Annotated in this window: 11 protein-coding genes, 1 tRNA gene and 1 riboswitch; of the genes, 4 read left to right on the top strand and 8 right to left on the bottom strand. The window is 60.8% G+C overall.

The genetic code is table 11. The features are described 5' to 3' along the window. Positions 1-130: 130 nt before the first annotated feature. The 8 genes from K0F86_RS22690 to ybgC all read right to left on the bottom strand — a co-directional run bounded on the left by K0F86_RS22690 (position 131) and on the right by ybgC (position 5,663). Positions 131-206: transfer RNA gene (locus tag K0F86_RS22690), tRNA-Lys, on the bottom strand. Positions 207-273: 67 nt separating this feature from the next. Continuing rightward, positions 274-1,032, bottom strand: coding sequence for a tol-pal system protein YbgF (gene ybgF, locus K0F86_RS22685; RefSeq protein ID WP_219136425.1), 759 nt, complete (start codon positions 1,030-1,032; stop codon positions 274-276). Between the two features lie 135 nt (positions 1,033-1,167). Beyond that, the gene (gene pal, locus K0F86_RS22680) at positions 1,168-1,689 is read right to left on the bottom strand and encodes a peptidoglycan-associated lipoprotein Pal (protein WP_071078728.1); all 522 of its coding nucleotides are present in this window, start codon (positions 1,687-1,689) and stop codon (positions 1,168-1,170) included. A 43-nt stretch (positions 1,690-1,732) separates the two neighbouring features. After that, a complete protein-coding gene (tolB, locus tag K0F86_RS22675) occupies positions 1,733-3,001 on the bottom strand; it encodes a Tol-Pal system beta propeller repeat protein TolB (protein ID WP_374197316.1) in 1,269 nt (422 codons plus the stop codon). Positions 3,002-3,006: 5 nt separating this feature from the next. Continuing rightward, positions 3,007-4,020, bottom strand: coding sequence for a cell envelope integrity protein TolA (gene tolA, locus K0F86_RS22670; protein ID WP_257572311.1), 1,014 nt, complete (start codon positions 4,018-4,020; stop codon positions 3,007-3,009). Between the two features lie 48 nt (positions 4,021-4,068). Beyond that, positions 4,069-4,509: an ExbD/TolR family protein gene (locus K0F86_RS22665; RefSeq protein WP_242428498.1), complete on the bottom strand. Its 441-nt coding sequence runs from the start codon at positions 4,507-4,509 to the stop codon at positions 4,069-4,071. A gap of 15 nt (positions 4,510-4,524) precedes the next feature. Next, on the bottom strand, positions 4,525-5,214 hold the full coding sequence (gene tolQ / locus K0F86_RS22660; protein ID WP_071078726.1) for a protein TolQ: 690 nt from the start codon (positions 5,212-5,214) through the stop codon (positions 4,525-4,527). A gap of 47 nt (positions 5,215-5,261) precedes the next feature. Then, complete coding sequence (gene ybgC, locus K0F86_RS22655; RefSeq protein WP_219136423.1) at positions 5,262-5,663, bottom strand: tol-pal system-associated acyl-CoA thioesterase; 402 nt, start codon at positions 5,661-5,663, stop codon at positions 5,262-5,264. Between the two features lie 309 nt (positions 5,664-5,972). Then, positions 5,973-6,096, top strand: a riboswitch (ZMP/ZTP riboswitch). 111 nt (positions 6,097-6,207) lie between these two features. Between ybgC and glyA the strand changes: the two genes are divergently transcribed. The 4 genes from glyA to K0F86_RS22635 all read left to right on the top strand — a co-directional run. After that, positions 6,208-7,452, top strand: a complete 1,245-nt coding sequence (gene glyA / locus K0F86_RS22650; RefSeq protein WP_219136422.1) for a serine hydroxymethyltransferase — start codon at positions 6,208-6,210, stop codon at positions 7,450-7,452. Positions 7,453-7,595: 143 nt separating this feature from the next. Then, positions 7,596-8,060, top strand: coding sequence for a transcriptional regulator NrdR (nrdR, locus tag K0F86_RS22645; RefSeq protein ID WP_071078724.1), 465 nt, complete (start codon positions 7,596-7,598; stop codon positions 8,058-8,060). 242 nt (positions 8,061-8,302) lie between these two features. Continuing rightward, positions 8,303-8,872: a type IV pilus modification protein PilV gene (gene pilV / locus K0F86_RS22640; RefSeq protein ID WP_219136421.1), complete on the top strand. Its 570-nt coding sequence runs from the start codon at positions 8,303-8,305 to the stop codon at positions 8,870-8,872. After that, a partial coding sequence (locus K0F86_RS22635) for a PilW family protein (RefSeq protein ID WP_257572310.1) occupies positions 8,869-9,670 on the top strand: 802 nt, incomplete at its 3' end. The genes pilV and K0F86_RS22635, both read left to right, overlap by 4 nt.

The raw sequence follows: 9,670 nt of genomic DNA, 5'->3' as shown, positions 1-9,670 counted from the left end.
GGATTAAAAGTCCGCTGCTCTACCAGCTGAGCTAACGACCCAAAAACTTTTTACAACAACTTCGGTAACACTGTGCTGTAAAAAAATGCTTGCCAGTACAACTTGCAAGCAGATCAGTACTGCGTATTCGTGGTAGGCCGTGCGGGATTCGAACCTGCGACCAACGGATTAAAAGTCCGCTGCTCTACCAGCTGAGCTAACGACCCGAAGAAGGAAGATTATAGGGGGTGCCCGGGATTCTGTCAAACCTAACGGGCAATTTTTTCCCCGCTTTTACTTTTTACCGGCCCGTTCCTTGGCCGCTTGCGCCGCGCTGGAGTCCGGGTAGCGCGAGATCAGGGCGTTCAGCGTCTTGGTCGCGTTCGGCTTGTCTTTCAGCTCCGTGTAGCAGCTGGCGATGTTGAGCATGGCGTCGGGCGCCTTCGGGCTGTCCGGGTAGTGTTTCAGCACTGCCTGCTGGGCCGTGATGGCGCTCTTGCAGTCGCGCTGGGCGTAATAGGCGTTGCCCAGCCAGTATTGCGCGTTGGCCGCGTAGGCCGATTCCGGATAGCGTTTCACGAAGGCGTCCAGTGCCGTGACGGCGCCCTTGTAGTCGCCCGACTTGAACAGGCCGAATGCGGATTCGTAGGTGCTTTGCTCGGAGACGCCCACGGCCGCTTCCTGGCCGTCGATGGTGACCTGACGCGGTTCGAGCTTGCGCAGGCGCGCGTCGATGTCGGTGTAGAAATCCTTCTGGCGCTTTTGCGTGTTCGCCAGGTCGTTGCCCAGAACTTCGATCTGGCCGCGCAGGCGGGCGATCTCTTGCATGGTCTGGTCGTGCTGGTTGAGCAGGCTCAAGGTGCTCGTCTTGTCCGCCTTGGTGTCGATGCGGCTGTTCAGGTCGCGCGCCATGGCGTCCACCTTGGCGCGCAGCTCCAGGATGGCCTTGCGCGCTTCGTCGTCGTCGAACAGGGCGGCGTTGGCGTGCAGGGGCAGGTAGGCAAACGCGGCCATCAAGGCGGCGGCGACGCCGGCTTTCGAGAATGTCATCATGGGTCGGGCTTTCAAAGGTTACGCAAAACATGCAAACGGGGCGCCGGGCGGTGAATCACCGCGCTGCGCCCCATTATTATGCCTATGACTGGCCAGTTAGGTAAGCGTCAATGCTGCGGCGCTCACCCTTGAACATCAATAAACGATGTCAGCGCGGCGGTTTTCAGCCCATGCTGCTTCGTTGCTGCCTTGTGCTTTAGGCTTTTCTTTGCCCAGCGACACGGCTTCCATTTGGCCTTCTGGCACGCCCAGGGCGGCCATCGACTTGCGCACGGCTTCAGCACGTTTCTGGCCCAGGGCCAGGTTGTACTCAGCGCCACCGCGTTCATCGGTGTTACCTTGGATCAGGATCTTGCGTGCTGGGGTTTTCACCAGGTAAGCAGCGTGGTTTTGCACGACTGGGGTGTCCGCTTCGCGCACGACGTATTTGTCGAAGTCGAAGTAGATGCTGCGGTTAGCCAGCACGCCTTTTGGATCGTCCAGTGGATCGACCGATGCGGTCGTTACTGGCTGAACTTGACGGGTGTCAACTGGAGCGACGACTTTTTCAGGAGCGCGCTCAACCACTGGGGTTTCTGCGACTTTGACTGGGGTGCTGCAGGCGGACAGCAGGGCTGCGGTAGCGGCGATGAAAGCCAAACTTTTAAAGTTACTCATTTTTATTCTCCGGGTCATGGTTAAAGGTGAAACTGTACAGCATTTACTTCATGAAAGGACCCCAGGTGGGCTCCTTGATATTGCCAGCTTGCGTAGTCAAACGCTGTTTGACGCGGCCATCCACCGATACCACTGCCAGCGACTTGCGTCGTCCGGATTCGGTCGCGTACATGATATATTTCCCGTTGGGCGAAAAGCTCGGTGATTCGTCGTTGGCGGTGTCCGACAGGCGCAGTTCCTGGCCACTAGCCAGGTCGAGCGCGTAGAGCTGGAAATTGCCGTCGCGACGGGAAATATAAGCAAGAGTCTTCCCGTCGGACGAAATCCGCGGGCTGATGTTGTAGGAGCCGCCAAACGTCACGCGCTTGGCTTCGCCGCCGCTGACCGACATGCGGTAGATTTGTGGTCCGCCGCTGCGATCGCTGGTGAAGTAAATGCTTTGGCCATCGGCCGAGAATTGGGGTTCCGTATCGATGCCGCTGCTGTTGCTGACGCGGCGCAAGCCGCTGCCGTCGGCATTGACGGTGTAGACCTGGGTATGGCCATCGCGCGACAGGGCGACGGCCAGGCGTGCGCCGTCCGGGCTCCAGCTCGGTGCCGAATTGCTGCCTTTTTCATTCGATACGATGGTGCGCTGGCGCGTCACCAGGTTTTGCACGTAAACGATGGGCTTTTTCTTTTCGAACGAGACATACGCCACCTTGGTGCCATCCGGCGACCACGACGGTGAAATGATCGGCTCGTTCGAGCGCAGGGCGACCTGGATGCCTTCGCCATCGGCGTCGGCGATTTCCAGGCGGTATTCGCGGCCCGATTGCGTGACGTAGGCGATGCGTGTGGCGAACGCGCCTTTCGTGCCGGTCAGTTTTTCATAGATGTCATCGGCGATCTTGTGCGCCAGCAAGCGGTTGAACTGCGGCGCGGCCGCATTGTTCATGCTGGAGATCTGCGCGCCCTTGATGGTGTCGAACAGCTTGTAGCGCACGTCCAGGCGGCCATCGGCCATGCTTTGCACGCTGCCGGCCGCCAGCGCGTCGGCGCCGCGCGACTTCCATTGGTCGTAGCTGACGGGCGCCGTTTCCGACACAGGCGCATCGGCGTCGATCAGCTTGAACACGCCGCTGCGCGCCAGGTCGGCCTTGATGATGCCCGACAGCGATTGCGGCGCCGCCGATTCATTGACGAAGCTGGCGACAGCCACCGGGATCTGATTGCTGCCGATCCCTGTAATCTCCACGCGCAGCTGCGCCTGGGCGCCGGAGGCTCCCAGCATCAGGCTGGCGCAGAGCACGACATAGCTCATTTTTTTCATGGTCATCATTTAGGCAAATCCTTCATCTCGAATATGAGTTCAATCTCGCGTTCCACGGTGCCGTCTTTTTTCTTCGGCAGTGGCGACGATTTATTAATGGCGTTTTCCACCGAGCTGTCATACGCCGGCAGACCGCTGCTTTTAATCTTTCGGACCGAAATAATTTCCCCAGTTGGCAGTTGCTCGATCTTGAACACGGCGCGCGGGTTACCCGGCACGTCCGTGCTACCGCTGTACGCGATATTGCTCTTGATCTTGCTCGTCAGGGCAGCGACATAGCCGCTGTCCTTGCGTGGCGCGGTCGCTTTCGCGGCCGTGCCCGTTGTGCCATTGCCTGCCTGCGCCATCATGCGCTTCATGTCATCGGCACGGATTTTGTCGGCAGCGGCTTTTTCAGCCGCAGCTTTCTTGGCCTTGGCGGCTTTTTCCGCTGCCGCTTTTTTGTCGGCCAGTTCTTTCTCGGCTTTTTCTTCTGCAGCTTTCTCTTTGGCTTCCTTGGCTTTCTCCAGCTTGTCGGCCTTTTCTTTTTCCAGCTTGTCGGCCTTGTCTTTTTCTTTCTGCTTCTGTTTTTCCAGTTCGCGCTTTTCTTCCTCGCGTTCCTTCAATTCCTGCTTGCGGCGTTCTTCCGCTGCCGCTTTGTCTTTTTCTTCCTTCAGCTTGGCCTTCTTGCGTTCCAGGGCGATTTCCGCCTCGCGCAGGTCAACCTTCGGCTCGGGTGCTGCCACGGGCGGTGGCGGCGGCGGGGCCGGCTGTTCCACTTGCGGTTGCGGCGGAGGAGTCGGTGTCGGCTCCGGTTCCGTCGCCACCTCGGGCGGCGGCGCGGCCGTCTGCACTTTCAGGTCCCACACTTCCGCTTCGACGGCGACAGGTTCCGTATTTTGCCAGTGTACGCCCACCCACAGGAAAAACAGCAGGCCAAGGTGCATCGCCAGCGCCAGGCCCAGCGAGGGCCAGCGGCTGCGTTCGCGCGGCACGCTGTAGGGCTTGCCGAGTACATGGTCGATTTGTTTGGTCTGCAAAGTCTAGTCTATCTAAAAACGGTCAAGTCTGGAAACAGGGTGCTGCGCTTACTTGGTGGCCAGGCCGACTCTGGTAATGCCCATCTTTTTCGCTTCCGAAATGAGCTGGATCACATCGTCGTACTTGCTTTCCTTGTCGCCCGCAATCATCACGGGATAGTCGGGATTGCTCTCGTGCAAGCCGCGCAGCTTGCGCAGCAGGGCGTCGCGGTTCGGTTCCGTTTCCGGTGACAGCTGTTCCTTGCCGATGACGCCGATCGACAGCGAACCATTCGGTTTGAGCACGATCTGAATATAGTCATCGGGCGGTTTCGCCGACCTCTCCGCGTTGGGCAGGTTCACCACGCTGGGATTGTTCGACGACGGCATCACCATGAAAATGATCAGCAGCACCAGCATCACGTCGATGTAGGGCACGACGTTGATCTCGGACTTGAACTTGCGGCCGCGGCCGCCGCGCATGCCGCCGCTATTGAATGAGGAACCCATGGACGCTGCTCCCTCTTAGCGCGACTGGCGCTGCAAGATGTTGGAGAATTCCTCGACGAAGCTCTCGAAGCGGATCGCCAGGCGGTCGATGTCATGCGAAAAGCGATTGTAGGCGACGACGGCCGGAATCGCCGCGAACAGGCCGATGGCGGTGGCGATGAGCGCTTCGGCAATGCCGGGCGCGACGGCGGCCAGCGTGGCTTGCTGCACGTTGGCCAAGCCGCGGAAGGCGTTCATGATGCCCCAGACGGTGCCGAGCAGGCCGATGTACGGCGAGACGGAGCCGACGGAGGCGAGGAAGGCCAGGTGCGATTCGAGCACGTCCATTTCACGCTGGAAGGCGGCGCGCATGGCGCGGCGTGCGCCGTCGAGCACGGCGCCCACGTCCAGCGCTTCACGCGAACCGTACGATGCCTTGCCCTTGATGAATTCGCCCATGCCGGCGTCGAAGATGCGGGCCAGCGCGCCGCTCTGGTCGCGGTTGCCGCTGGCGCTTTGATGCAGCGCATGCAGGTTGCCGCCGGCCCAGAAGCTGCGTTCAAATTCGATGGTCTGCTTGCGCGCCTGGCGCACGGCAAACATCTTGCGGAAAATGTAGGTCCAGCTGGTCAGGGAAATCAGCAGCAGCAGGGCCATGATCAGTTGCACGATCAAATGGGCATTGGAGATGAGCGCGAGGAAAGAAAGATCTTGTGTAACGTTCATTGGCTGGCAGTCTGTTGGGTGAATTGTCCGGGGGGTGGCGGTAGGGCTCAGGCGGCGCGCATGCGGGCCGCCACTGCATCAGGCACGGCGCGCGGACGCAGTGTCGAGTCGACGCAGCCGATCTTGACGCGGGCCGTGTTCAGCAGGCGCTCGCCGCACCAGGCTTGTTGCAGGAAAACGATGGAGGCGCGCCCCATTTTTTCTATGCTTAAGGTTAATCTTACCGTGTCATCGAGCCTGGCTGGCGCATGATAGTCGGCGTTGACGCTTTTGACAACGAACATCGCGTCGTGCTGTTCCAGCAATTCCTGCTGGCCCACGTCGATGGCGCGCAGCCATTCGGTACGCGCGCGTTCGAAGAATTTCAGGTAATTTGCGTAATACACGATGCCGCCGGCGTCGGTGTCTTCATAGTAGACACGTACGTTCCAGGTAAAGACTGAAGGCATGTTTATTGCGCCAGTAGTGAGATTGAGCAACATTTTACGCGATTTTTCTTCTTGTGACTGTGGGCGCTTGCTGGAAAGCCATGCAAAAGCTGCATATAAGTTGCACCGCAGCATTGTAAATCCGGGGGGCGCAATGGCAAGCTTCGTAACATACGCTTACATGCCGCAGCCAGGTTTAAGTCCAGCTTAAGAGCCGCAGTCACGCTCCGGGGCGGCCTGGGGCCATGCCCGGGCTGCGCGCGGCGATTATAGCCGCACGGTTGCATTCCTTGCTCAATTTGGACACTTAACTTACAATTTGATTTCCATTACGTCTCACGTGACTGGCGAAAAGTCGGCGATCTGCCTGGATGGCGATCGACAAACCGGCGAAAGGTGGGCACCCACCGGGAAACGTGAGATTTTTCATCAGCCGTTCGCCTGGGTAGCCACTATGGAAAAGCACGAAGAGGCTGCCTGTCCAATGTTGTTATTCACTTAACGCCGGCTCCCCTCATTCGATCCAACCTGCCAGTACAAGCACCCTCATACTTGGAGTTTTTACATGTTTGCAAAAGATCACACCCTCGCCAACGTCGATCCTGAATTGTTCGCCGTCATTCAAAAAGAGAACACGCGCCAGCACGACCACATCGAACTGATCGCGTCGGAGAACTACACGTCGCCAGCCGTAATGGAAGCGCAAGGCTCGCAGCTGACGAACAAGTACGCCGAAGGTTATCCGGGCAAGCGCTACTACGGCGGCTGCGAATACGTCGACGTGGCCGAGCAACTGGCCATCGACCGTGTGAAACAGCTGTTCGGCGCCGAATGCGCGAACGTGCAGCCGAACTCCGGCTCGCAGGCGAACCAGGGCGTGTTCTTTGCCATGTTGAAACCAGGCGACCTGATCATGGGCATGTCGCTGGCCGAAGGCGGCCACCTGACCCACGGCATGCCGCTGAACATGTCTGGCAAATGGTTTGACGTCGTGTCGTATGGCTTGACGGAGGAAGAAGACATCGACTACGAGGCGATGGAACGTCTGGCCCGCGAACGCAAGCCAAAGCTGATCATCGCCGGCGCCTCGGCCTTCTCGAAAAAGATCGACTTCGAGCGTTTCGGCAAGATCGCCAAGGAAGTGGGCGCCTACTTCATGGTCGACATGGCCCACTACGCCGGCCTGATCGCCGCCGGCCTGTACCCGAACCCGGTGCCGTTCGCCGACTTCGTCACCTCGACCACGCACAAATCGTTGCGCGGCCCCCGTGGCGGCATCATCCTGATGAAGGCCGAACACGAAAAAGCCATCAACTCGGCCATCTTCCCCGGCATCCAGGGCGGCCCGCTGATGCACGTGATCGCCGGCAAGGCCGTTGCCTTCAAGGAAGCGCTGAGCCCGGAATTCGTCGAATACCAGAAGCAAGTGGTCAAGAACGCCGACGTGCTGGCGAAAACCCTGATCAAGCGCGGCTTGCGCATCGTTTCCGGCGGCACCGAATCGCACGTCATGCTGGTCGACCTGCGCGCCAAGAACCTGACGGGCAAGGAAGCCGAAGCCATCCTCGGTTCCGCGCACATCACCTGCAACAAGAACGGCATCCCGAACGACCCGCAAAAACCTTTCGTCACCTCGGGCATCCGCCTGGGCAGCCCGGCGATGACGACGCGCGGTTTCAAGGAAGCGCAAGCGGAAGAAGTGGGCAACCTGATCGCCGACGTGCTGGACAATCCGCATGACGCCGCCACCATCGAGCGCGTGAAAGCGGCCGTGAAAGTGCTGGCCGACGCGCACCCGGTGTACGCATAATTATTTGTCCAGAATGTGTCATACGGAGTAAGATTCTGTATGACACATTCCTTCGTGCCCCAGGGCGCCCGGAGTGATTCGGGCGCCCTTTGTACAAGGGCGGCGATTTCCCGTAATTATTACTATAAAGTTGTAGCCAGCCCATGAAATGTCCATTTTGCCAGCACGGCGACACCCAGGTTCTCGATACGCGCGTATCGGAGGAAGGGGATGCCATACGGCGCCGCCGCCGCTGCGGCAAATGCGACAAGCGGTTTACCACGTACGAGCGCATTGAACTTATCATGCCGGCCGTCGTCAAAAAGAATGGCAGCCGGACGGAGTTCGCTGCGGATAAGTTGCGCGGCAGTTTGATGCTGGCCTTGCGCAAGCGTCCCGTCGCGGCCGCCTCGGTGGATACGGCCATCGCCTCCATCCAGGAAAAGCTGCTGACCAGCGGCTTGCGCGAAGTCGATTCCGGCTATATCGGCGAACTCGTCATGCAGGAACTCAAGCGTCTGGACAAGATCGCCTACATCCGCTTCGCCTCCGTCTACAAGAATTTCGAAGACCTGGCCGAGTTCCAGGATGCGATCGCCGAAGTGGGACAGGCGCGCAGCAAGCCCTGACGTACACCTTCTTGTTCACCTTGTTGAAAACGGGGCCGCTCCCGCGCCCCGTGTTCACCACGCCAGCGTTCGCCTGGCAAGCGGTCTGATCAATCCCTACGCTGTTCTTCTCATCTTATCGCCGTGCTGTTTGCGCCAGCGCAGACCCGATTTTTTGCGCGCGCCTATCGTGTAGCTGGGCCGCCTGTTGTTGCGGCTCTTTCTGCGGAAGGGAGTAGCGCATGCGCAATGGCGGTCGCACTATGTTTCCTGCCGGTGGCAGCAGCCTCGTCGAGGTGCTGGTGTCGTTGCTGCTGTTGGCGCTGGGCCTGCTCGGCGCCAGCATCCTGCAACTGCATTCCCTGCGCGCGCGCCACGAATCGGCGCTATTGTCGGCGGGCGTGCAACTGGCCGCCGGCATGGCCGAGCGCATGCGCGCGAACAGCGTGCTCATGAATGGCCCCGATACGGGCAATCCCTACCTGAACGTGGCCTATGCGGCGGCGGACGACGCCGAAGCAGGCGGCGGCGCGCCCGACTGTTTTGGTACTGCCGCCTGCGGCGCGGCTGAACTGGCGCAATTCGACATCGCCGAATGGAAACAGCAACTGCATGCGGCCTTGCCCGGCGCGCGCCTGCATATCTGCCGTGATGCATCCGCCTGGGATGCCGCTGCGCAAGGCTTGCACTGGGCGTGCAGCGGCGGCAAGGGCGCGCCCATCGTCATCAAGCTGGGCTGGCGCGGCCGCTTGCCCGATGGCTCGCCCGCCGTGAATGCGGCAGGCGAGTCGCTGCCCAGGCTGGCATTCCAGTTGGGTGGAGGTGGCGCATGAACGGCGCCTTGTACCCGTATCGTGGCGTGAGCCTGGTCGAATTGCTGGTGGCCCTGTCGCTGGGCGCGCTATTGATGCTGGCCGCCAGTAGCGTGCTGCTGGCGGCCAGCGGCAGCTATGGCGACCAGTCCGCCAGCGCGCGCCTGGACGACAATGGCCGCTATGCGCTCGACACCATCGTCCGCGCCGTGCGCCAGACGGCGTATGTGAACTGGGACAGGAGCGCCGCGCCCGTCGCTCATGCCGCGCACGACAGCGCGAATATCGCGGGGCTCGACGCGCACAGCCTGGGCAAGAACAGCGAGGGCATCAGCGGCGCGTTGCCCGGCGCCCTGCATGGCAGCGACGTGCTGGCCCTGCGCTATTACGGCGCCGGCAAGGAGGAGGGAGGCGACGGTTCCGTGCTCAACTGCGCGGGCTTCGGCGTGGGCGCCGCGCAAACGGAGGCGCAGCGGGGCTGGAGCATTTTCTATGTGGCCCAGGGCGCCGATGGCGAAGGCGAACTGCGCTGCAAATACCGTGGCGTGAACGGCTGGGGCGCGGACGCCGTCATCCGTGGCGTCGACGGTTTCCAGGTGCTGTATGGGCTCGACACGGATACGCCGCCCGACGGCGTGGCGAACCGCTATGTCAACGCCAGCGCGCTCGACGCCTACGACGCGGCGCTGGTGCTGGTGGGGGCGGATGCGGCCGCGCGCCAGCGCGATTTGCACAGCCGCACGCACTGGAAGCGCGTGGCCGGCGTGCGCGTGGCGCTGTTGCTGCATGGCGAGGTGGGCCAGGCGGACAAGATGGCGG

This window comes from Janthinobacterium sp. UMAB-60 (genome assembly GCF_900095235.1).
Taxonomy (GTDB): Bacteria; Pseudomonadota; Gammaproteobacteria; order Burkholderiales; family Burkholderiaceae_D; genus Janthinobacterium.
This window is presented reverse-complemented; position numbering and strand designations above follow the sequence as displayed.